General features: G+C 49.5%; 17 protein-coding genes. 11 read left to right on the top strand and 6 right to left on the bottom strand.

Going from position 1 to position 23,251, the window contains the following annotated elements:
• Positions 1-2: 2 nt before the first annotated feature.
• The 4 genes from GM557_RS04845 to GM557_RS04860 are packed head-to-tail and all read right to left on the bottom strand — an operon-like array spanning position 3 to position 3,985.
• Positions 3-1,523, bottom strand: coding sequence for an ABC transporter permease subunit (locus GM557_RS04845; protein ID WP_155573187.1), 1,521 nt, complete (start codon positions 1,521-1,523; stop codon positions 3-5).
• Positions 1,524-1,540: 17 nt separating this feature from the next.
• On the bottom strand, positions 1,541-1,993 hold the full coding sequence (gene dut / locus GM557_RS04850; protein ID WP_155573188.1) for a dUTP diphosphatase: 453 nt from the start codon (positions 1,991-1,993) through the stop codon (positions 1,541-1,543).
• 3 nt (positions 1,994-1,996) lie between these two features.
• On the bottom strand, positions 1,997-3,193 hold the full coding sequence (gene coaBC, locus GM557_RS04855; protein WP_155573189.1) for a bifunctional phosphopantothenoylcysteine decarboxylase/phosphopantothenate--cysteine ligase CoaBC: 1,197 nt from the start codon (positions 3,191-3,193) through the stop codon (positions 1,997-1,999).
• A 3-nt stretch (positions 3,194-3,196) separates the two neighbouring features.
• Positions 3,197-3,985: a class I SAM-dependent methyltransferase gene (locus GM557_RS04860; RefSeq protein WP_099027325.1), complete on the bottom strand. Its 789-nt coding sequence runs from the start codon at positions 3,983-3,985 to the stop codon at positions 3,197-3,199.
• Between the two features lie 30 nt (positions 3,986-4,015).
• Between GM557_RS04860 and mutM the strand changes: the two genes are divergently transcribed.
• From mutM to GM557_RS04910, 10 genes are all read left to right on the top strand, one after another.
• Positions 4,016-4,873, top strand: a complete 858-nt coding sequence (gene mutM, locus GM557_RS04865; protein ID WP_155573190.1) for a bifunctional DNA-formamidopyrimidine glycosylase/DNA-(apurinic or apyrimidinic site) lyase — start codon at positions 4,016-4,018, stop codon at positions 4,871-4,873.
• A gap of 70 nt (positions 4,874-4,943) precedes the next feature.
• The gene (gene rpsT / locus GM557_RS04870; RefSeq protein WP_155573191.1) at positions 4,944-5,213 is read left to right on the top strand and encodes a 30S ribosomal protein S20; all 270 of its coding nucleotides are present in this window, start codon (positions 4,944-4,946) and stop codon (positions 5,211-5,213) included.
• Positions 5,214-5,455: 242 nt separating this feature from the next.
• Positions 5,456-6,898: a chromosomal replication initiator protein DnaA gene (gene dnaA / locus GM557_RS04875; RefSeq protein ID WP_155573522.1), complete on the top strand. Its 1,443-nt coding sequence runs from the start codon at positions 5,456-5,458 to the stop codon at positions 6,896-6,898.
• 72 nt (positions 6,899-6,970) lie between these two features.
• Positions 6,971-8,095 (top strand): DNA polymerase III subunit beta, encoded by a 1,125-nt coding sequence (gene dnaN / locus GM557_RS04880; RefSeq protein WP_155573192.1) that lies wholly within the window; start codon positions 6,971-6,973, stop codon positions 8,093-8,095.
• A gap of 8 nt (positions 8,096-8,103) precedes the next feature.
• The gene (gene recF / locus GM557_RS04885; protein ID WP_155573193.1) at positions 8,104-9,216 is read left to right on the top strand and encodes a DNA replication/repair protein RecF; all 1,113 of its coding nucleotides are present in this window, start codon (positions 8,104-8,106) and stop codon (positions 9,214-9,216) included.
• A 74-nt stretch (positions 9,217-9,290) separates the two neighbouring features.
• Entirely contained in the window at positions 9,291-11,738 is a 2,448-nt protein-coding gene (gene gyrB / locus GM557_RS04890; protein ID WP_155573194.1) for a DNA topoisomerase (ATP-hydrolyzing) subunit B, read from the top strand.
• A gap of 85 nt (positions 11,739-11,823) precedes the next feature.
• On the top strand, positions 11,824-12,621 hold the full coding sequence (locus GM557_RS04895) for a DUF3108 domain-containing protein (protein ID WP_196424594.1): 798 nt from the start codon (positions 11,824-11,826) through the stop codon (positions 12,619-12,621).
• 16 nt (positions 12,622-12,637) lie between these two features.
• A complete protein-coding gene (gene glmU / locus GM557_RS04900; RefSeq protein WP_155573196.1) occupies positions 12,638-13,966 on the top strand; it encodes a bifunctional UDP-N-acetylglucosamine diphosphorylase/glucosamine-1-phosphate N-acetyltransferase GlmU in 1,329 nt (442 codons plus the stop codon).
• Positions 13,966-15,789: a glutamine--fructose-6-phosphate transaminase (isomerizing) gene (glmS, locus tag GM557_RS04905; protein WP_155573197.1), complete on the top strand. Its 1,824-nt coding sequence runs from the start codon at positions 13,966-13,968 to the stop codon at positions 15,787-15,789. The genes glmU and glmS overlap by 1 nt, the downstream gene beginning before the upstream one ends.
• A 123-nt stretch (positions 15,790-15,912) precedes the next feature.
• Positions 15,913-18,501 (top strand): cation:proton antiporter, encoded by a 2,589-nt coding sequence (locus tag GM557_RS04910; protein WP_155573198.1) that lies wholly within the window; start codon positions 15,913-15,915, stop codon positions 18,499-18,501.
• On the opposite strand, the gene GM557_RS04915 is transcribed toward GM557_RS04910, so the two are convergent.
• Both GM557_RS04915 and alr read right to left on the bottom strand, forming a co-directional pair.
• Positions 18,496-19,902, bottom strand: coding sequence for a peptide MFS transporter (locus GM557_RS04915; RefSeq protein WP_196424595.1), 1,407 nt, complete (start codon positions 19,900-19,902; stop codon positions 18,496-18,498). The two genes, GM557_RS04910 and GM557_RS04915, sit on opposite strands and share 6 nt — an antisense overlap.
• A 146-nt stretch (positions 19,903-20,048) precedes the next feature.
• A complete protein-coding gene (gene alr, locus GM557_RS04920; RefSeq protein WP_370513429.1) occupies positions 20,049-21,146 on the bottom strand; it encodes an alanine racemase in 1,098 nt (365 codons plus the stop codon).
• Positions 21,147-21,499: 353 nt separating this feature from the next.
• Between alr and GM557_RS04925 the strand changes: the two genes are divergently transcribed.
• Entirely contained in the window at positions 21,500-23,248 is a 1,749-nt protein-coding gene (locus tag GM557_RS04925; protein ID WP_155573201.1) for a fatty acyl-AMP ligase, read from the top strand.
• Positions 23,249-23,251: the final 3 nt, after the last annotated feature.

Here is a 23,251-nt window from a genome sequence, read left to right on the forward strand (position 1 = left end):
AGTTAAATCCCATAACGGCGCGTTACGCGCTCTTGTAATGGCATACACACTCCCCAGCGTACAGATAGGGCAAGTGCGGTCATTAAGGCGAGGAAGAGCATCTCTTGACCATAAGATTGACCATGCACCATCGCATAAAGTGTAGATGTTGGAGACGATAGTGCTCCATCATGGCCCAGAAAGCTCACTAGATACACATTATCCCAAAAAAAAGGGAGGGCGAGTGCAATGGACTCACAAAGGATGGGATATAGTAAGGGCAATCTAACCTTCTGCCATAGAGGAAAACTGGGTAAATGTAATTGCTCGCCCATAAGGAATAGTCGTTTTATATCCTCCCTCTTCGATTTATAGGCGATATTCCATCCTACAATACCTAATGATGCTAGTGCTGGTAAAGATATAGCAGGAATGATGTTCTCTAAATAAGGGAACATCACATATATAGGAAAGAGGCTCACAACAAAGCCAACATAACTTATTAGCTTTTGGAAGGGTTTAGGTAAGCCTAAAATTAGGCCTCCTATATAGCCCCAGAAAAGCCCAATAATGCAGACAGCCGCTAAAACGTAACTCAGAGGCCCTAAAAAACGGAGACTATCAACCGGCCATGGCCACATCAGATAGGTTAAAAAACCAGCGGATAGAATGAGGATAACCATTTGTGAGACAACGCTATAATCACGCCATTTCATCATCAAGCGTGATTCAGGGGGTACTTTTTTGAAGTTGTCTAGGCTGCACACAGCATAGCGTTTACCATGCCCGAGCAAGGGGGCTATTAAGCCATGCTGAACAAGGGCCATCAAACCAAGGCTCATAATAATTACAAGCCATATTGCCGCTATATGATGTTGCACTAAAGCCGTATAGGCATAGCCTCCTAAACCCGGATGCCATTCTGGATGGCAGAAGGCGAGCAGATATTCCCCCCCAAAGAGGCAAAGCCAGAAATCTGGGAGATTTAACAAGACAGACTGCACAAGCTCCGGGAAGGCAAAGGGTACATGTAATCGCCAGAACATCTGCCCATAACCCAGCCGTAATGCGCGTGCTGTCTTTAAAAACTCTGTTGGGATGTCGTGCCCTGTCTTTAAAGTTGCATATAAGCTGCGTGCAATGAGGCTAAAAGCCGCCATACATGCGATGCTCCAAAAGGAGGGGAGCACGGCAGAGAATAAGCCAAGCAAACAAAGGGAGGGAATCCCTGCCAAAATTACTGTTACTGCAGAGAGGCCCCGCCTGATAAAAGCTGAATAAGCTGCAAGGGATAATAGGGCGAACTGGCCGATAGCTGCGCTTAACAAAGCAGCGGCGACTTCGCCTAGCGTCCAAAAGGCAGCGTTCCATAATGGGGGAAGAAAGGCAAATGCCTCCAAGCCAAAGCCGAGGGAAAGCCCATATAAGGCCCCAAGCATTAACGCACAACAGGATAAGCCACTGCCGCCATGTGCGACCAACCAACGCAGACAGCTGCCCTCAATGCGCGAGATAAGAGCAAAGGAGAGGAGATGCTTCCTCATGGGCAGAAAAACTCCCGTTAATGGCCCGTACTGCCAAAGCCGTTATGGCCACGCTCTGTTGTATCAAGGCTTTCACATTCCTGCCACGCTATTTTAACAACAGGCGCAAGGACAGCCTGCGCAATCCTCATCCCACGATGTATCACAAAATCCTCAGCCCCAGCATTGATGAGAATAATGCGTATCTCCCCGCGATAATCTTCATCAATCGTGCCGGGACTATTGGGAACCATAATCCCGTATTTTAGCGCAAGGCCAGAGCGTGGGCGGATTTGTAATTCGTACCCTGCTGGTAAGGCGATAGACAAGCCGGTGGGAATTAAAGCACGTTCCCCAGCTTTAATGGTGAGGGGGGCCTCCACAGCGGCTTGCATATCCACCCCCGCTGCCCCGGCTGTCCCATAAGTGGGGAGGTCTAAATCGTGGCCGTGAGGCAGCCGTACAATACGAACCGTTATAGACGCTGACATAATTTAAGGAGCCTCTTGATGAAAAAATGAAGCAATTTTATCCGCTAGGTGCTGAGCAAGGTCCTGCTTGGACATTTCAGGCCATGGTTCCACCCCAGAGCCTGTCAGGAATAGAACCTGGTTCTCTGCCCCGCCAAATTGATGCTTGCTGACATCATTCGCTAACAGCCAATCACATCCCTTCTTTTGCCGCTTTTGCTGTGCATAGTCTTGTAGGTGAGTCGTCTCAGCAGCGAACCCCACGACCAAAGCAGGTCGTTGCTCTGCATGTGAGAGGGTAGCGAGAATATCGGGGTTTTCCACTAAGGAGAGGGTAGGGGCGGCTTCATCCCCCTTTTTCTTGATTTTATGGGCTTGTATCGTATCAGCGCGCCAATCACTTACAGCGGCTACGCAAATGGCAGCATCAACGGGTAAGTGAGCCAAACAAGCTTCATACATCTCTTGTGCTGTTTGGACATTAATCCGCGTAACATGAGGGGGTGTTGGTAAGGATACAGGACCACTTATAAGATGCACCTCCGCCCCACGGGCAGCGAGGGCCTCTGCAATGGCATAGCCCTGCAAACCTGATGAGCGGTTTGATATAAACCGCACCGGGTCAATCGGTTCAACTGTAGGGCCGGCTGTGACCAAAATACGCCGCCCTTTTAAATCAGCCTGCTTATGAGAGATAATGTCTCGGATGGCAGTAAGAATGACCTTAGGCTCGGCTAGACGACCACGTCCCGTTTCCCCACAGGCAACATCACCATGCGCAGGGCCGATTATCTTTACGCCTCGTTGTTGCAATAGAGCTACATTGGCTTGTGTGGCAGGATTCTCCCACATATGCGGATTCATCGCAGGGGCGAGTAAGATGGGGGCATCCGTGGCGAGTAAAAGAGTTGTTGCGAGGTCATCAGCCATACCATGCGCCATGCGTGCCATGAGATTTGCTGTTGCAGGGCATACTACAATAGCATCAGCCGAGCGCGCTAAAGAAATATGCCCGATATCACTCTCACCTCCCGGTTGAAAAAGCTCTGTATGAACAGCCTGACCGCACAGCACTTCTACCGATAAAGGGGTAATGAAATGATGAGCGGCATGCGTCATGACGGGGACAACCTCCACCCCATCACGCTTGAGCTGTCGTGCAACATCCAACGCTCTATAAGCGGCAATACCACCGCTTATGATGAGTAGAATACGGGCCATCTCTCAAAGCCGCCAACCAGAATGAATAGCGACAATCCCACCTGAGAGATTTTGGTAAGAGACACGCTCCATCCCCGCTTGGCGCATCATTCCCGCTAATGTCTCTTGGTCTGGGAACATACGAATACTCTCGGCGAGATACTGGTAGCTTTCCGCATCCCCAGCAATCATCTGGCCCATGCGTGGGAGCACCTGGAAGGACCAGAGATCATAAAGCGCGGAGAGGGCTGCAATATCTACTTTAGAGAACTCAAGGCATAAAAAACGACCACCGGGCTTTAGGACGCGGCGTACTTCGCGCAATACAGCCTCTTTATCCGTACAATTCCGCAATCCAAATGCCATGGAGACCCTATCCATTGAGGCATCAGGGAAGGGGAGTGATTCGGCATCAATGACGCACACATCCATCTTCCCGATCAAACCGGCATTGATAGCGCGTTGCCGTCCTACCTCTAACATGGCCTCGTTAATATCTGAGAGGACAGCGCGCCCTCCACCACGGCGTAGCCAACCAAAGGTAATGTCCCCCGTCCCACCGGCTAAATCCAACAGGTGATGGTTGGGTTGAGGCGAGAGCATAGTGACGAAAATGCGCTTCCAAACGCGATGAATCCCTAGGGACATCGCATCATTCATCACGTCATATTTTCCTGCAACACTTTCAAAAACCTGCCTGACAAGGGGTTTCTTCTCGTGGCGAGGAACATCACGATAGCCGAAATCAGCGCGCTCATTATCAAAATCAGCTGACGGCGAGGAGGGAATATGGGAAGAATGGGTCTCAGTCATAAAACCATCGTTATCTCATTATGAGGATTTATGCCAGAACTCCCAGAAGTAGAAACTATCCTTCAAAATATGAAGCCTTGCCTTATGGGGCGGAGTTTTGGGAAGATTGACGTAAATCGCCCTAATTTACGCACCCCTTTTCCCGCTGGGCTGGCAACGATTCCACTTCATCACCCTATTATAGAGTTGCGGCGGCGGGCTAAATACATCTTGATCGATTTTCAACATGGGTGGAGCCTACTGATTCATCTCGGCATGTCTGGCCGTCTTTTTATCGACCCGACTATCTTCGCGCCCGCTTCGCGCAAACATGAGCATCTCGTATTTTGGACGAATGATGACCAGCGTATTGCTTTTGTTGATGCGCGCCGTTTCGGTATGGTGGCTCTATTCCGCACAGATGAGGAGAGTCAGCAGCCTCAGCTTGCTCATCTTGGGATAGAACCCCTATCGCCACATTTTACAGCAGATTACCTTTACGGGCTGTGCCGTACAATACGGATGCCATTAAAGACGGCCTTGCTAGACCAAAGGAAAATCGTAGGGCTTGGCAATATCTATGTTTGTGAGGCCCTGTTCCGTGCGGGGTTGCATCCCCAAAGGGAGGCAAAAAGCTTAACCCAGCAAGATGCTGTTAGGCTGCATCACGCTATTATTGAGATTTTAGATGCTGCTATCAAAGCGGGAGGGTCAACCTTACGGGATTATGTGCATACAGACGGTACACCGGGGGCATTTCAAAATCTTCACCTTGTTTATGGGAGGGAAGGAGAGCCTTGCCCATCCTGCACGCAGGCTGCTCGGCAGAGGCTTATTGAACGTATAACCCAAAATGGGCGTTCAACCTTCTTTTGCCCTCATTGTCAGAAAAATAAAGAGAATGCTTGACGAGACTTAAACAGAAGGGTAGATGGCAAGCATCATTTTTAGCGAACTATCCGCAGGAAACTTGAAGCTCATGGCAAATAACGCATCCGCCCGTAAACGCATCCGTCAGAATGAACGCCGTCGTCTGCGCAATGCGTCTCGCCTGTCTCGTATGCGGACTTTCATTAAGTCTGTCGAAAAAGCGATTCTTTCTGGCGACAAGGCAGCAGCAGCCGAGGCTCTCCGTGCTGCTCAGCCTGAGATGCAACGCGCTGCTGGTAAGGGTGTGATTGCACGCAATACGGTTAGCCGTAAGCTTTCCCGCCTTTCTGCTCGCATTAAGGCTCTGTCTGCGGCCTGAGGTTAGGTTTGTAACCTACTGCTCCGCTAATATTATGGCGGAGCATTTTGGGCGCGCCTATGGGCGCGTTCTTTTTTCCTGTCAACAGTGATATGCTGTCCGTTCCTCTTTATGGGAAAATGGCCTATATCCTGTTTGCATAGGCAAAAAAGCTTGATTGCGCCTTCCAGCGGGCATTACTCTGGCTGGTGACTTATAAATTATAATGGAGAATAGAAGTGGAAAAAGCTCAGGATGCTGCTATGGCCTCTGCTGATGCCGCTTCTCTCCACGCCGCATGGCTCCGCATTTGTGACCGTTTAAAAGCCGAGGTTGGAGACGTAGAGTACCAATCATGGATTCAGCGCATCACGCTTGGGCCGTTGGATGATGATGAGATTACGCTCTATCTCCCAGAACGTTTTTTGAGGGATTGGGTCCGTACGCAATATGGCCAGCGACTGCAAACTTTGTGGCGGGAGGAAACGCCGCATGTGCAGCATGTTGAGTTAAAGATTGATAAAAAAGCACAGCGCGCCCCTATGTCGAATGGGAGCCATGCGCCGTCTTCTAAGTCCTCCCATAACATAGCGGCTTTTGCTCGCGAAGATGCTGCGGCTTTGGATGCCGAAAAAGAGACCTCCCCGACTGCGGCTAGTCCCTCCGTGGATGTGCGTAATGACCTCGCTGTGCCGTTGGATCGCCGTTTTACCTTTGATAATTTTGTTGTCGGTAAGCCGAATGAATTCGCTTATGCGTGTGCAGGGCGGGTAGCAGACCAGCCAGCAAGCCCCGGCTTTAACCCTCTTTTCCTTTATGGTGGCGTTGGGCTTGGCAAAACCCATCTCATGCATGCTATCGGCCTAAAGCTTATGAGCCGGGGTAATATTTCGGTCGCTTATATGTCGGCCGAAAAGTTCATGTATCGTTTTATTGCGTCCATGCAGTCTAAATCTCAAATGGAGTTTAAGGAACAATTAAGGTCTGTTGATGTTTTGATGATTGATGACCTCCAGTTCCTCATCGGTAAGAATAGTACACAAGAAGAGTTCTTCCATACATTTAATGCGCTTGTTGATGCAGGGCGACAAATTATTGTCAGTGCAGATAAAAGCCCCTCAGACTTATCAGGGTTGGAAGACCGACTACGAACTCGCCTAGGTTGCGGGATGGTCGCGGATATTCATGCGACAACCTTTGAGTTGCGTATTTCCATCCTTGAGGCAAAAGCGAAGGCATCGGGCACTCCTGTTCCACCAAAGGTTTTGGAATATTTAGCGCATAAAATCACCACTAATGTGCGTGAGCTGGAAGGCGCGTTAAATCGCCTCATCGCTCATGCAGATTTGGTTGGCCGTCCTGTTACGCTGGAATCAACGCAGGATGTTCTCAAAGACATGCTCAAGGCGCATGAACGGCGCGTTACGATTGATGAGATTCAGCGGAAAGTTGTGGAGCACTTTAATATCCGCCTAACGGATATGTCCTCCGCGCGTAGGGCACGTGCTGTTGCACGGCCACGACAGATTGCTATGTATCTTGCCAAGCAACTCACAAGCCGGAGCCTGCCAGAAATTGGCCGTAAATTTGGTAATCGGGACCACACGACCGTTATGCACGCCGTCAACCGTGTAGCAGAGCTTATGGAGCAAGACCCCGGTTTGGCAGAAAGTGTGGAGCTGTTAAAGCACATGCTAGAAAGCTAAAATCGCTTTCAAAATATTCTTTTCCTTGCTAGAAGGCCATACTACACGCATTCGGTAAGATTTGGGGTTATCATGAAGTTTAAGGTTGATCGCGCGCCGCTTCTGCGTGCTTTGTCCCATGTTAATGGTGTTGCCGAAAAGCGAAATACCATCCCCATTCTTGCCAATGTTTTGCTAGAACATGATGGCGAGACTCTCCGCTTAACCGCTACGGATATGGAAATTGCTGTTGTGGAGGAGATTCCTTCCACAGCGACACGCGCAGGTGCGGTAACCATTCCCGCTGCTGTTCTTTTCGAGATTGTCCGTAAATTGCCCGATGGTGCAGAGATTGAGTTCAATCAGGAGAGCGCAGAAGAGCCACTTCACCTGCGGGCTGGGCGGTATGCTACGAGCTTGAATGTCCTGCCGGTGGATGATTTCCCTGCTATGGTTGCAGGGGACCTTCCTCATCATTTCACCATCCAAGCAGGGGAGTTGCGCACTCTCATTGACCGTACGCGCTTTGCTATGTCCAATGAGGAAACACGCTATTACCTCAATGGGATTTACCTCCATGTCGTGCTGGAGGGTAAGAAGAACTATCTTCGTGCCGTTGCGACAGATGGGCATCGTCTGGCCAAAGTGGATACAGAGGCCCCACTCGGTGTTAAGTCCATGCCCGGCATTATTGTTCCGCGCAAAACGGTTACAGAAGTGCGAAAGCTACTGGATAATGATGGCGCAGATGTTGAGGTGGCCCTTTCTGAAACGCGCATCCAGTTCCGTATTGGCTCCATCTTGCTGACCTCTAAACTTGTGGATGGGACTTTTCCTGAATATTCACGCGTTATCCCGCAGAATAACAGCCGTATCTTGCGCGTTAGCAAGCAGGATCTTGCCGCGGCCGTTGGGCGTGTGGCAGCGATTAGCCAAGAGCGTTCTCGCCCTATCAAGCTGACGGTAACAAAGAATCATCTTACGCTTTCAGCGATCAGCCCTGACCAAGGGATTGCCCAAGAAGAGTTGGATGAAAATAGCGTCAGTTACGATAGTGATGACGTGGAGATTGGCTTCCAAGCGCGTTATCTAACGGATATTACCGACCAAATTGATGCGGAGGCGGAGTTCGCTTTAGCGGATAGCTCCTCACCGACATTGATTCGCGATACGGAGCAGCCTGCTGTTCTTTACGTTCTTATGCCTATCCGGGTTTAAGTGCCGCCTTGCGGTTACACCGTCTTACCTTAACGGATTTCCGTAATTATTGCCGTTGTGTTTGGGAGCCCGCTGCCAGTATCTCTGTCCTCACCGGAGAAAATGGCAGCGGGAAGACTAATCTTTTAGAGGCCCTGTCTCTCCTTGCCCCGGGGCAGGGCTTGTTAAGCTCCCCAGCGTCTCTTTTGCCACGCCATGGGACAACAGATTGGGGTGTCGCTGCACATTTGGAGAGGGGGGAGCATGATTTCCAGCTCGCTACCGGGGTTGCAGCGGGGAAGGGTCGCCGTGTTTTTCTACTAGATGGGGAAAAACCACGCACCCACGCAGAGATTGCTCAGCTTTATTCTTGTGTGTGGCTTACCCCGCAAATGGATCGTTTGTTTTTAGACGGAGCCTCTGGGCGCAGGCGTTTCTTAGACCGTCTCACTGTAGCTCTTATCCCAGACCATACCCAGCAGCTTATCGCACATGAACGCTCCGTGACGAGCCGTAACCGTGTCTTACAAGAACATCCTCAAGAAACCGCTTGGCTTGATTCGCTCGAAACATCCATAAGTCGTCACGCTGTAGCGGCAACTGTCGCCCGGATGAATCTGATAGACACTCTTGGGGCAACTCCCTTTGGGAATAAGGCCTTTCCTCATACGATGATAGAGCTGCATTGCCCCATTGCAGAGGCTCTTAGAACAAAACCAGCTATAGAGGTTGAGGACTGGTTGCGTCAGGCTCTCCAGCAAGCACGCCAGCAAGACCAAGTCCGCAAAAGCACCTCCCTCGGCGCACATCGGGCCGATATGAGTTTAAAAGACCAAGCAACAGGGCGGGACGCTATACAATCCAGCAGTGGGCAGAAAAAAATCATGCTACTAAGTATTATTTTGTCCCATGCAGAAGCTATAACGCATCTTTTAGGATATGCTCCGCTCATTTTGCTTGATGAACCACTAGTTCATCTTGATGAAAAGCGGCGTATTAATTTGATGGAAAGTTTGCGTGCTTTAAAAACAACCATACTCTTAACCGGTACAGAAGCCGCATTATTTTCCCCCCTGCGAGGTCATGCAGATTTTATAACCATTCGTAACGGAACACTCCTGCCAGAAAGGGGGAGGGAATAGCTCTGGTCATAAGCGGGTTCTCGCAGTATATTCATGGAAAATCCGTCTCTTTCAAACCGGAGTAATGCGTAGGCATGTCAGAATCCCAAAACCAACCGGAGACTCCCTCTTCCAACCATGAGGAATATGACGCATCGTCTATCTCCGTCTTGCGTGGGCTGGATGCTGTCCGCAAACGTCCCGGCATGTATATCGGTGATACGGATGATGGCTCTGGCCTGCATCATATGGTGTTTGAAATTATTGATAATGCCGTGGATGAGGTGCAAGCAGGCTTTGCGTCCTACTGCATATTAACCCTAAATGGGGATGGCTCTGTCACGGTGCGTGATAATGGCCGTGGCATCCCAACAGATATGCATGAGGAAGAAGGAATCAGTGCAGCCGAGGTTGTGTTGACTAAGCTGCATGCAGGAGGGAAGTTTAACCAAAACTCCTATAAAGTCTCTGGCGGGTTGCACGGGGTGGGGGCTGCTGTCGTCAACGCTCTTTCAGAGACGATGGATGTACGCATTTGGCGACAAGGGAAAGAGCATCTTATCCGCTTCCGTCACGGGGAGCCTGTAGCACCGCTCGAAGTTGTCGGGGAGTCCTCTGAGGAAAGTGGCACAGAGGTCACGTTCAAACCAAGTGCTGAGACATTCTCCAAAACGGAGTTCGATTTTAGTATCTTAGAGCGGCGTGTGCGTGAGCTAGCGTTCCTTAATTCCGGTATGCGGATTATTTTGCGAGATGAACGCCATAGCGAACCACGCGAAGTTATCTTCCATTATGAAGGCGGGCTGACAGCCTTTGTTCAATGGCTCAATAGCTCCAAGACAGCCTTAATTGATCCTCCCATCACAGGAGAGTTGCAAGATGAGGCCTCCGGTATTCGTGTAGAGTTTGCGTTATGCTGGAATGATAGCTTCCACGAGACGATGTTGTGCTTTACCAACAACATTCCTCAACGTGATGGGGGCACGCATCTTGCGGGGTTCCGTCAAGCTTTGACGCGCGCCGTTGGGAAATACGCGACTCGATTAAGTAGTCGAAAAGAGACAAATAACCTTACAGGTGAGGATATGCGGGAGGGTCTCTCTGCTGTTCTCTCCGTTAAGGTGCCGGACCCAAAGTTCTCCTCCCAAACTAAAGATAAGTTGGTTTCCTCCGAGGTTCAGCCCGTTGTCCATACCATTGCTGCTGATATGATTAGCCATTGGTTTGAGACCCACCCGAAGGAAGGCCGCACCGTTATTGCGAAAATTGCCGATGCTGCTAATGCCCGTGAGGCCGCTCGCCGTGCTCGTGAGTTGACACGCCGTAAGGGTATTTTGGATGTGTCCTCCCTACCGGGGAAGCTGGCCGATTGTCAGGAGCGTAACCCAGAGGGTGCAGAATTATTTATCGTTGAGGGGGATTCCGCTGGGGGAACGGCCAAGCAAGGGCGGGATAGACGTTTCCAAGCGATTTTGCCGTTACGTGGTAAAATCCTCAATATCGAGCGCGCCCGCTTTGACCGCATGTTAAGCTCTGCGGAGATTGGTACGCTTATTACAGCCCTTGGGACAGGGATTGGCCATGGCCCTGTAGAGCAGGGAGGCTTTAATATTGAGAAGCTTCGCTACCATAAGATAGTCATTATGACTGATGCGGATGTGGATGGCTCCCATATTCGGACTTTGTTATTGACCTTCTTTTTCCGTCAAATGCCGCAACTTATTGAGAATGGGCATCTTTATATCGCGCAACCACCGCTTTTCCGCGCTAAACGCGGGCAAGAGGAGCGGTATCTTAAAGATGAGCCGGCTCTTGATGCTTATCTGCTCGATAAAGCCCTCCATAACGCTGCTCTTACGCAGCATGATGGTCAATCCTTAACAGGAGAGGCGTTGCGTGTCGTTATTGACCGGTTGAGTAATATTGCTCAAGATTTGCGCGCGCTTTCTGCTCGGATTCCGCTGTGGATTATGGACCAAGCTGCTGTGAGTGGCATTGTTGATGCTGAGGCTTCAGCGCGTGAACAAGCCCTTGATCGCTTTCGTACACGGCTTGAAGAAGTCTCGCCTGAGAATGAACGAGGCTGGCAGGTTCAATGTGAGGGCAATGCCATCATATGTCGCCGCTTCTTGCGTGGTGTGGGGGAGCGTTATGTGTTCGAGCCTACGCTTCTGCGTTCTAGTGAGGCACGGCGTCTCCGTATGCAGCAAGAATGGTTAGCGCAGATTTTTGCCCAGCCCGTCACATTGCAATTAGACCAGAAAGAACATCATTTCTCTGGTCCGGGGCTGTTGATGGAGCAAGTCCTCACACAAGGGCGGCGCGGGTTGGCTATCAACCGCTTTAAAGGCCTTGGTGAGATGAATGATGAGCAGCTTTGGCACACAACGCTCGACCCGGCTACTCGTACCCTTCTGCAAGTACAGGTTGGTGATAGTGAGGATGCTGACCAAGTATTTTCTACATTAATGGGGGATGTTGTGGAGCCTCGGCGTGAGTTTATCGTCGATAATGCTCTAAAGGTCGCTAATCTTGATGTATAATCACCTTATAAAACGTCTTTATCGCATCGCATGGCTCTCCGCCCTTTTAATAGGGGGGAGCTGCTTTTGGGGGGCGGGGGTTGGGATGGCTCAGTCATCTCCCTTACCTCCTGCAATGGTGGCTAAAGAAAAACCTATAGGGCAGAATATTCATCTCCATTATAATATATATGTACGTGGCTATCATTTTGTAAATGTTGATGCTGATTATGTGCTTCACCCTTGGGGTTATGGCATACAGACGCATCTTTATAGCGTTGGCTTAGCGAGTTGGTTTTTTACAGTTAATTTACTCAGCACCGCGCAAGGTCATTTTAATGAAGCGAGCACACGGCCCTTGTCTTATGATAATCGCGGCTTCTCTCGCGGAGAAGAGCTGCATACACACATTGAGTTCGACCATGCAGGCCCTCATGTCACGGTGCTTCAACCGCCGGAAACAGGGCGAGAGGCTATGCCAGAAGTAGAGTTCCGGCAGTCTGTGGATATGCTCAGCTATCTCATCGGGTTAGTCCATCACATGGATGTCCATCAGAGCTGTACTACGGGGCAATCCGTTTTTGATGGGATTCGTCTTTCTTACATGGATATGCACGGCCCCTTTAAAACAACACTCCCTAAAGACCATCACCCTTTCTATACCGGGGATGCGATGCGATGCGACTTTACGGGAAAGCAGATTGGCGGTTTTTCCATTGGGTCTCCCTTTAAGGATGCAAAAGCAACACCTCATCCCGGGTCTGTATGGTTTGTTCGGGACCCAAAAGCGGGGCTAATCCCAGTACGATTGCAATTCTCGCACCCTAAGATAGGGATGCTCTTGGTCGTCTTACAAACGCCCCCTTATTTATCGGCTGTTCCTGCTCAAGCAGCTCCAAAATAATGTTACGAGGTCATTTATGAGTTCCATCACCACTGCCATTATTTTGGCCGCCGGGATGGGGTCGCGTATGAAGTCCCGCTACCCTAAAGCAATGCAACGCTTGGGAAACCGCCCTATGATTGGCCATTTACTAGAGACGGCCCAACATAGTGTTGACCAAATTATCGTTGTGGTCGGCCCGGGGATGGAGGAACTTACCCATTATGTTCAGCCGCATCAAACTATTATTCAAGCCGAGCGGTTAGGGACGGGACATGCAGCGAAAATAGGCGTCTCTTCGCTGACAGAGGGGAAAGCTGTTATCCTCTATGCAGATAATCCCCTTCTCACAGAAGATACAATGCAACGTCTGTTAGAGGCTCATACGCACGATAACAAATTATCCCTTTTAGGTATGCGTCCGCACAATCCGGGGCATTATGGACGTATTATTGTGGACCAAAAGGGCATGGTCGAACGTATTGTTGAGTATAAAGATGCCACCGAGGCAGAAAAACAGACGACCCTTTGTAATGCTGGGATGATGTGTGCCGATGTAAGTGACCTCAAGCGGTGGTTGGCGGAAATTACCCCTAATAATGCGCAAAATGAATATTATCTAACAGATATTGTCGCCCTTGCTGCGCGTGAAGGCCATGTAACATGCGTTGAAGGTGGGGAGGAGGAGCTTGCGGGTATTAATTCCCGCGCGGAATTAGCGCAAGCTGAAGCACGGCTCCAAGATAGATTGCGTTTTCGCGCTATGGAGCAGGGGGTTACGCTGATTGACCCTGCTAGTACTTTCCTCAGTATAGATACAAAGCTCGCCCCTGATGTCATCATTGAGCCACATGTTTTCATCGGCCCCGGCGTTACGCTGGAGGAAGGCTGTCTTATTCGTGCTTTTTCACATCTGGAGGGCTGTCACGTTAAAGCAAATGCAGTGATAGGGCCTTATGCCCGCCTACGACCGGGGACGCTTTGCCATGAAGAAACGCATGTTGGTAATTTTGTAGAGCTTAAAAATACGACTCTTGGAGCAGGCAGTAAGGTTAACCATCTCAGCTATTTGGGGGATAGTGAGGTCGGCACGCACAGCAATATCGGGGCCGGAAGCATTAGCTGTAATTATGATGGCGTCTTTAAACATAAAACGATGATTGGTGATGATTGTTTTATAGGCTCCAACAGCGTTATGGTGGCTCCTGTAAAGATAGAAGATGAGGCCATGACAGCTGCAGGCAGTATCATCACTCATGATGTCCCAGCGGGGGCTCTTGCCTTTGGGCGCGCACGTCAGGCAAATAAGCTGGAGCAAGGACGTGCCCTTCAGGCAGCGTTGAGGAAAAAGAAGGAGCGGGGCTGATGTGTGGTATCTGTGGTGTTGTTGGGCATCGTCCCGCTACCCCTATTGTTTTTGAAGGGCTACGCCGGCTGGAATATCGTGGTTATGATTCGGCTGGTATCGCAACGGTGGAACATGGGAAGCTCTCGCGGTGTCGTGCAGCAGGGAAACTAGATAATTTAAAGCATGCGTTGGAGAAAACACCGCTCTCTGGCACAACAGGGATTGGCCATACCCGTTGGGCAACGCATGGTGCCCCTACAACACAGAATGCTCACCCTCATCATGCTGGACAAGTCACTATTGTCCATAATGGTATCATTGAGAACTTTGTAGCCCTTAAACAACGCTTAGAAACTAAGGGACGGAGCTTTGAGACAGAGACGGACTCAGAGGCTGTAGCGCATCTCTTAGATGATTATATTCAACAAGGATTATCCCCTAAAGATGCCGCCTTTGCGACCATCAAGCAGTTGCAGGGGGCTTACGCTATTGCCATGATTTTTGAGGGGCATGATAATTTGCTCATCGGTGCGCGGCATGGTGCTCCTCTAGCCGTTGGGTATGGGGAAGGGGAGATGTTCCTCGGCTCAGATAGTCTGGCCTTAGCTCCTTTATCCAATCAAATCAGCTATCTTGAAGATGGTGATTGGTGCGTCCTAACGCGTGATCATGTTGAAATCTTTGATGCACATGGCGATGTAGTTCATCGCCCAATCCAAACCACCTCCCTTACAACAGGGCAGATTGGCAAAGACGGTTATCGTCATTTTATGGAGAAGGAGCTGCATGAGCATCCAGTAGCGATTGGCCAGACCCTTCAGAGAATTACGGATTCTGTAACGCGGCGCATTGCTCTGCCGCCTATGCCTTTTGATGTTGCCACTTTGCCACGAGTAACTATTACTGCGTGTGGGTCTGCTTTTTACGCCGGTATGGTAGGGCGTTATTGGCTAGAGGAATTGGCACGCCTTCCCATTGATATTGATGTCGCCTCAGAGCTTCGCTACCGCAATCCGCCACAACCTAATCATGGTCTTGCATTGCTTATCTCGCAATCTGGCGAAACGGCCGATACGCTTGGGGTCTTGCGGGAGTTAAAAGCAGCGGGGCAGCATGTTGTCTCGGTTTTAAATGTAGAACATTCTACAATGGGACGCGAGAGCGATTTGGTTCTTGGCATGGTCGCTGGGCCGGAGATTTCTGTGGCCTCTACAAAGGCCTTCACAGCACAACTTTCCGTTCTTGCTGCTTTAACCATCGATTTTGCTCGTCAACGAGGTCTTATTGATGAGGCAAAAGAGCGTGAACTCACCGATAGTCTTTTAGACCTTCCTTCCCATGCGATGGAGGTTTTGGGGCTTTTTGACCAAATCCGTGGTATGGCGCGTGTTATTGCACAAGCGCGCGATATTTTATATTTGGGGCGCGGTATTTGTATGCCTATCGCGCAAGAAGGGGCGTTAAAGCTTAAAGAAATCAGCTATATCCATGCGGAAGCCTATGCGGCAGGGGAGTTAAAGCATGGGCCTATCAGCTTGATAGACCCTAGCGTCCCTGTGGTTGCGATTGCCCCCTCAACAATATTGTTTGAGAAGACACTCTCCAACCTGCAAGAAGCCCGTGCCCGTGGGGGGCGCATCCTTGTCTTTACGGATGCCAAAGGAGCGGAGCAATTAAAGGATATTGCAGAGCATATTATTATCCTACCGGATGTTAATGCCTTTGTAGCTCCCATCCTTTATACAATCCCCGTGCAGATTTTGGCATATGAGGTTGCTTTGTTGAAAGGGACGGATGTGGACCAACCGCGCAATCTAGCCAAATCTGTAACGGTGGAATAAAAGACACTCCCTTCTACCTTCTTTCATTAGAGAAGTGGGTAAGGGGAGGCGGGTTGCTTAATGATGATTTTCTGCGTAACCTTGCCGGGGTATTACGCTAGAGGAAGTAAGAGGGGATAAGTTATGGAAGTGGGGCTTGCTGAGGTTCTGCTGACGCTTGCCTTCCTGTTGGGTCTAATTAGCTTCATCCCCCCTCTTGCTAAGAAGATCAACTTACCGGAAACCGTTATTATCGCCTTATTGGGGATTGTCCTTGGCGGTGTTTCATCCCTTATCAATAGCTCAATGGGGTTGGACCTTTTAGAAGGCCCTGCAAGTGCTCTCTTATCTTTTCCTATAGATAGTGAAGGTTTTCTCCTCATATTTCTTCCCTTATTGGTCTTTAAGGGAGCAATGGGGATTAATGTCCGTAGCTTAACACATGAGATCGCGACGGTGTTGCTGCTCGCGATTGTCGCTGTGATTGTGTCTACAGCAACAATCGGTTTTGCACTTTATCCTTTTGCACAACAAACATTAGTAGCCTGCCTATTATTAGGTGCCATTGTCGCCACGACCGACCCTTCTGCCGTGGCAAGTATTTTCCGCGAGATTGGGGCCGCTGCACGGTTAAGCCGTTTGGTGGAGGGAGAAGCCCTTTTAAATGATGCCGCAGCTATTGCCATCTTTACCATTCTTGCAGGGGCCATCACGGCGCATCATGAAATAAGCTTTCGTGAAGCCGTTACTGACTTTTTAACCAATTTTGCTGGGGCTGTAATTATTGGCGTGGCCGTTGCCCGCTTAGCTTTGCTTATCATCACCGCGATTAGTGGTTTCCCAGCAGCAGAAATTACCCTTTCGGTCGTACTGCCTTACGGTGTTTATATTCTATGCGATAATATTTTGGGATTTTCGGGCGTGGTGGCCACCGCATCTGCTGGGCTAACCGTATCTGCGCTAGGGCCGTCCACATTCCGCCCTTTGACATGGAACTTTCTTAAAGAATTATGGGAACAGCTAGAGTTTTGGGCAAGTACACTTGTCTTTATGCTAGCGGCGTTGCTCGTTCCCCGTATGATGATTGGTATCACACGCTGGGACCTTGTCCTCATCCTTATTGCAAGTCTAGCAGGGCTGTTAGCACGATCGGTTGTGATTTTCGGGATGCTTCCGATTTTGACAGTCACGCGTTTATCTCCGCCTGTTCCTACGCGCTTTAAGGTGACAATGGCATGGGGGGGACTACGCGGGGCCATTACGCTTGCCCTCGCGCTCGCTGTGAATGAAAACCCACATATCAATGATTCCATCACCCATTTTGTAGGGATTGTCGCTACGGGTTTCGTGCTTGTCACGCTGCTTGTAAATGGCACCACCCTGCGCTCTTTGGTGTTATTTCTCAAACTAGATCGTCTCTCACCGATTGATGAAGCTCTTAGAAATCAAATCATCGGGATTGGTCTTAGTCATGTTGCCCAACGGGTCTCTCATGTTTCTGATGAGCTAAGCTTTAGCTTCCGTACCCGCAGCGGGGTGATTAGCCGTCTGGAGCAACGTGCTGAAAAAGAAAAAGCCAGCAATAATTTTGAGACTGCTTTAAGTGATAGAGAGCGTGTGAATCTCGCCCTTTTGACTATTGCCAACCAAGAACGGTCCTTATTGTTGGATCTTTTTTGTGTCCAAGGCATGTCGAGCCGCCGTGTCATTGAGACGCTTTTGCGCGGGATAGAAGCCATTATCGATGCTACTCAATTAGAGGGACGATATGGGTATGTTAAAAGTCGGCGCAAAAGTCTCCAGCCTTCTTTACGCCTGCGCTTAGCACAGATGTTGCATAGGCGGTTTCATATTGACCGCCCTTTAACACTTTGCATGATGGAGCGTTTTGAGACGCTCATCATCTCGCATCTGGTTTCTACCTCTTTAATCCGCTTTGTGCGTGAGAGGATGGAGCCAACTTTGGGACGCCGTATTACGGAAATCGTCTCCGAAGTACTAGGCCGTCAACGTAAATTGCTGGAGGATGCGCTCGCAACCTTACGCCTGCATTATTCGGGTTATTCCGAAGCGTTGGAAAGCCGTCTATTACGGCAAATCGCCCTCCGTTTGGAGGATGAAGAATATGCAACACTTGCGAAAGATAATCTCATCTCAGAGGAGCTTCATCGTGAACTTCGCCGCTCGATTGAACGGCAAAGAACGCGCCTAGATACACCGTTGCGCTTTAACCTTCGTAGTGGGATTGAGCAGCGGTTAAGGATGTTCCAAGCCTTTAATGGCGTGCCAGATGGGGCTTTGCATGAGCTAGCTGCACGCGTCTTTATTTGCTTTCTATCCCCCGGTGAGGTGTTGATTCATAAAGGTGAGCGTATTCATACCATTTACGCACAAGTAGCAGGGCTTGTAGAATCAGCAACAAGTGTAGGAGATGCCCAAGAGGTCATGCTTGGGGCAGGAGACCTCATTGGAGCTAATAGCCATATCCAAGGGCTGCGGGCGCAAAATACTGTACGCTCCTTGCAATTCTCGCATTTACTGGCCATTCCTCAGGCTGATTTTGATAAGCTTTTACGCGCTTTCCCCATCGTGAAGCGGCAAATCATTAGGCGTCATGGGATGCGCCTAGACGGTACATTAGAGGCCAATGTCGTTATCACAAAAGAGGGGGAGACAATCTCCCCAGCGCATGAGGCGGGTTTCATCATTTCCCCTTCTGTAGAGAAGTCATAATCTCTGCGCTTTGGGGGAATCAGTAGGGAAGAGCCTTTGTGAAAGACGATTGGATGCTAATAGACCGAGTGTCGATAATAAGGCGGCACCGGAATGTAGCAGCCAGAAAAGGCTGTCAGGGATTTGATGCAACATAGCCGCCAATTTACCGACAAGCAGATTGCCTATGAAGATATGTAACGTAAAGCAGGAAATAAGCGTTGTATTATGTTGTGGGGGCGCGTACCGCGAGAAAAGGGCCATACCAATAGGAAAGGTCATCCCACAACCGATGTCATTAATGGTATGAAATGCCACACCCCACCAGAGGCTCACCTGATGCGCTCCCGGGTGGAGCCACTCTCCACAAATTAAAAAGAGAGGGCCTAATGTCGCGATAGCACTCCCGATGATAATCTTCATCATGTCGCGCACAATGCCATAGCGGTGGTCGTACCACTGCCAAAACCACAGAACAATAAACCCTGTTATCATGCTAATAACGCTATCTAAAGACACTAATGAGCTAACAGGGCATGTAACGCCCAATACTGTGAGTTGATAATGTTCTCCTCCCCATAGTAGATAGCCGTCCATGATCTCTTGGTTAGGAAGCACACCAAGAGCAAAAACCACTACAAGCCACATAAGGAAAAAGATGCGTTGTTTTTCTATTTTAGAGCAACGTGATTTTATAGGTATATCAGGAAAAGATACATTTTTTTGCTCATCTAAAGGCAGATAATGATGCCCCATAATATAGCATAGCAAGCCAATTATCATCGCACATGCTGTTGAAAGAAACGCCCAGTACCATGCAATCGTACCCAAAAAAGCACAGAGGAGGGGGGAGATTATCGCCATGATTTGGATACTTTGGCTATAGATTTGGTAAGCATCCGACCGGCGGCGGTCATCTAACTTATAGAGCGCGCCGACTTGGGCTTTCAAACTTCCTGAAAACCCAACCCCAATTAAAAACAGCCATAACGCGATGACAAAGAACGATTCTACTGCCATGAGGCAAAAGCTGAGGGTTAGTATAGTAATACCAATCACCCCGGAGCGTGTACGGCCTAAGCCGCGATCGGCAATAAAACTTCCTAAAAAGGGAGCAGCAAAAATAACGGCCATGATAAGCCCGGAGAGGCTTCCTGCCGTAGCGTCTACACCGTTTGGGTTATAAAAAGCTTGGTTAATGACTAAAAGAGAGCGCAGCCCAATAACATACTGCGTGCGCTCTGGATGTTGGAGCAGGTCTTTAAGATATAAGACCAATATAGAGAGCATGCCATATTGGGCAAAGGATAACCAACCTTCTGTCCCAAATAAAACCCATAACCCTTTAGGATGCCCCCATATTTCTGTCGAGGCAGGAGTGTGAGCATGAGAAGGAGGCGTAGATGTAGGGTTAGTCGTCATCCAACGCTTATAACAAGACTTTACCCAAAACGCACCTGGAGGCATGATCGAGCGGATGGAGAAAAATCACATAATATATATTATGCCAACTTATCTATGTTTCAATCTCTTTCCCATAGTCACATAAAGCTGAAACTTTTCACGGCTCAAATATCATCATCGTCATCATGATAAAAACGAGCGAAACGATGCCCCAAAGATGTTAATATCTCATACCCAATTGTCCCAGACTGCGCGGCAACTGTGGCTATATCCTGTTCTGGGCCAATTACGCTCAGCCAGCTGCCTTCTGCCAACTGCTCCTCTGGCACGGCTGTAACATCCACAGTTAGGCTATCCATAGAGACCCGGCCAATAATTGGTAATCGTATCCCTTTATGCCATAAATGGCCTCCTCCCTCCGAGAAAGCACGGAACACACCATCAGCATAACCAATCCCTACAGTAGCAAGACGCATAGAATGAGTGGCGTGATAACTTAGCCCGTAGCCAACACCGGCTCCTTTTGATATTTTTCTTAATTGTAAGATTTGTGCTTCTAGCTCTAAAACAGGATGAAGTGATGTATCCATTTCATTCGGTGGTAAACCATACAAAGCAACACCCGGGCGAACCAAATCAAAATGATAATCTGTTCCTAAGAAAATCCCTGATGAAGCCGCTAGAGAGCGTGGCACATGCGGGAAAGCAGCACTCATTTTTATAAAACGCTTACGTTGCTCCTCATTTGCTGGATGATCAAGATGATCGGCACAGGCCAGGTGGCTCATCACCAATATGGGCTTAAAGCCTTTTAAGGCCTCATTCTGTATATCCTCTTCTGCGAGGCCAAAACGAGACATTCCGGTATCGAACTGTAAAGCGGCTGGGTAATCCCTTCCTTTTCGTGAGCAGAAAGCACGCCACCCCCTCACCTGCTCCAGACTATTGAGAACCGGAATGAGGTTATAATCCGCCATAAGACCCGGACCATCAGGCAGGAAGCCATGTAACACAAAGATGCGCTTATTCGGTAGAATCTTCCTAAGAAGGCACCCTTCCTCTGGCTGGGCTACAAAAAAGCTTTTCACCTGCCCTGCTAAGGCCGTTGCAATTTTGTCCATACCCAGCCCATAGGCATCCGCCTTCACAACAGCTGCACAATCTGCCCCCACTGCGTAGCGTGAGAGCCTTGCATAATTCTTCCTAATGGCAGAAAGATCCACCTTTAGCCGTGCGCTTTTATGTTCGCAGAGCCCCCTCACACGCGGCCTCCTCATTCCCCATAGTGATGCTGAGATGATGCACAATCTTACAGAAAATGAAGCTGTTAGATATTATTTTCTCAAAAAACTGCTTATTTTATATGGATTAGAAGGATATTTTCACGCTCCCATCGCCTCCATCATCACCTAAAATGTGTCCTCTTTGCAATTTTGTCGCTGAAAATTGTGACAGAAGCTTGAGGAGAAGCCCCTTTTTGTATTAGAGAGCAGGGCACAGATGCTGTTTGGCTATTTCGCTAAACGGCTTTGCCCTGTTTTATGGGTAAGATTTTTTGATTTCGCAGGGGCCTAAGATAGTTCAATCTGAAGGTCCAAACGGAGCTAGTCTAGGTTTGACCGAGGCCAACCAAAACACCAATCCCGCGCTCTCCATCACGCCGAGCCGTTCAGGAATCGAACGCCGCTATGGAGACTTTCCCAGCTTCCCTGCTGCTCTGGACTATGCAGCCCAGGGTAAGAGTGGCTTTAACATTTATTCTGGTCGCGGCACCCTGCTGGAGGTTTTGCCTTACAGTAAGCTACGCCAGCAAGCCCATGCTACAGCACGACGCTTGCTTGGTGCAGGACTGAAAGCGGGTGATAGAGTCGCTATTGTGGCTGAGAGCGATGGGGATTTTGCCCGTATCTTCTTCGGTTGCCAATATGCGGGCCTTGTTCCAGCACCGTTGCCTTTACCGGTCGCCTTCGGCGGAAAGGAAGGCTATATTGAGACCCTGCGCGGGATGATTACTAGCGCAGATGCGCGCGCTGTTATTGTTCCTGATGTGATTGGAGGCTGGACAGCTGATATTATTAAGGGCTTCCCTCTTGTTTTTGGTGGTTCCCCTGCTGAATTAATGACCCTTGAGGAAAGAGACATCCCCCTGCCGGAAATATCAGGTGATGGGTTGTCTTATCTTCAATTCTCCTCAGGAAGTACGCGCTTCCCTATGGGGATAAGTGTGACCCAAAAAGCTGGTATGGCTAATGCTCATGCTATCGCAAAATATGGGTTACAAGTTTACCCAAGTGATGATGTGCGTGATGACCGTTGCGTCTCGTGGTTGCCTCTCTATCATGATATGGGGCTTGTTGGCTTCTTTCTCACCCCGATGACATGCCAACTTTCGGTCGATTTACTACCTACTCGTGAGTTTGCACGCCGCCCGAATGTTTGGTTGGAGTTGATTGCCCGTAACAAGGGTACGATGTCCTATAGCCCGTCTTTCGGTTATGAATTATGCGCACGCCGTGGCGCACGTGAGGATATAGACCTCTCCTCATGGCGTGTTGCGGGGATTGGCGGCGATATGATTCGCCCGCACATCATCCATAGCTTTGCAGAGACGTTTGAGAAAAGTGGCTTCGATAAGCGTGCTTTTGTTGCGAGCTACGGTATGGCTGAGACAACTCTCGCCATTAGCTTTGCTCCGCTCAATACGGGTCTTCGTGTTGATACGATTGACCTTGCCGCTATGGAGCGTGAGGATTTTGCTCGCCCCGCTCATGAAAGAACAGACACGGCGCGGGATTTCGTCTTATGTGGCGTTTGCTTGCCTGAGCATCAAATTGAGGTGCGTGACCCTGCCGGTAAGCCGCTCAAAGAACGTGAGGTTGGGACTGTCTTCGTCCGTGGGCCAAGTCTAATGTCCGGTTATTTCAACCGTCCTGAAGAGACAGAGGCCGTGCTTTCCCCAGATGGTTGGCTCAATACCGGTGATATTGGCTACATGCTGGATGGGCAGATTGTTATTACCGGCCGGGCGAAAGACCTCATCATCATCAATGCACGCAATATCTGGCCCCAAGATTTGGAATGGGCGGCTGAGCATGAGGTGAACTCCCTCCGCTCGCGTGATGTCGCAGTTTTCTCCGTTGATTCTGGTGAAGGCGAACAAGTTGTTGCATTGGTGCAATGTCGTTTCACGGATGAGGAGCCACGCACAACGCTGCGCAATGAGCTGGTCGGCCTTTTCCGCCGTATGCATGGCATTGATGTTAATGTTGTTCTCGTACCGCCGCGGTCTCTCCCACAGACCTCCTCTGGGAAGTTGACACGGGCACGGGCGCGGGCAATGTACCTCAACAAAGAATTTGAATAACTC

This window comes from Bombella sp. ESL0385, from assembly GCF_009725755.1.
GTDB lineage: Bacteria > Pseudomonadota > Alphaproteobacteria > Acetobacterales > Acetobacteraceae > Bombella > Bombella pollinis.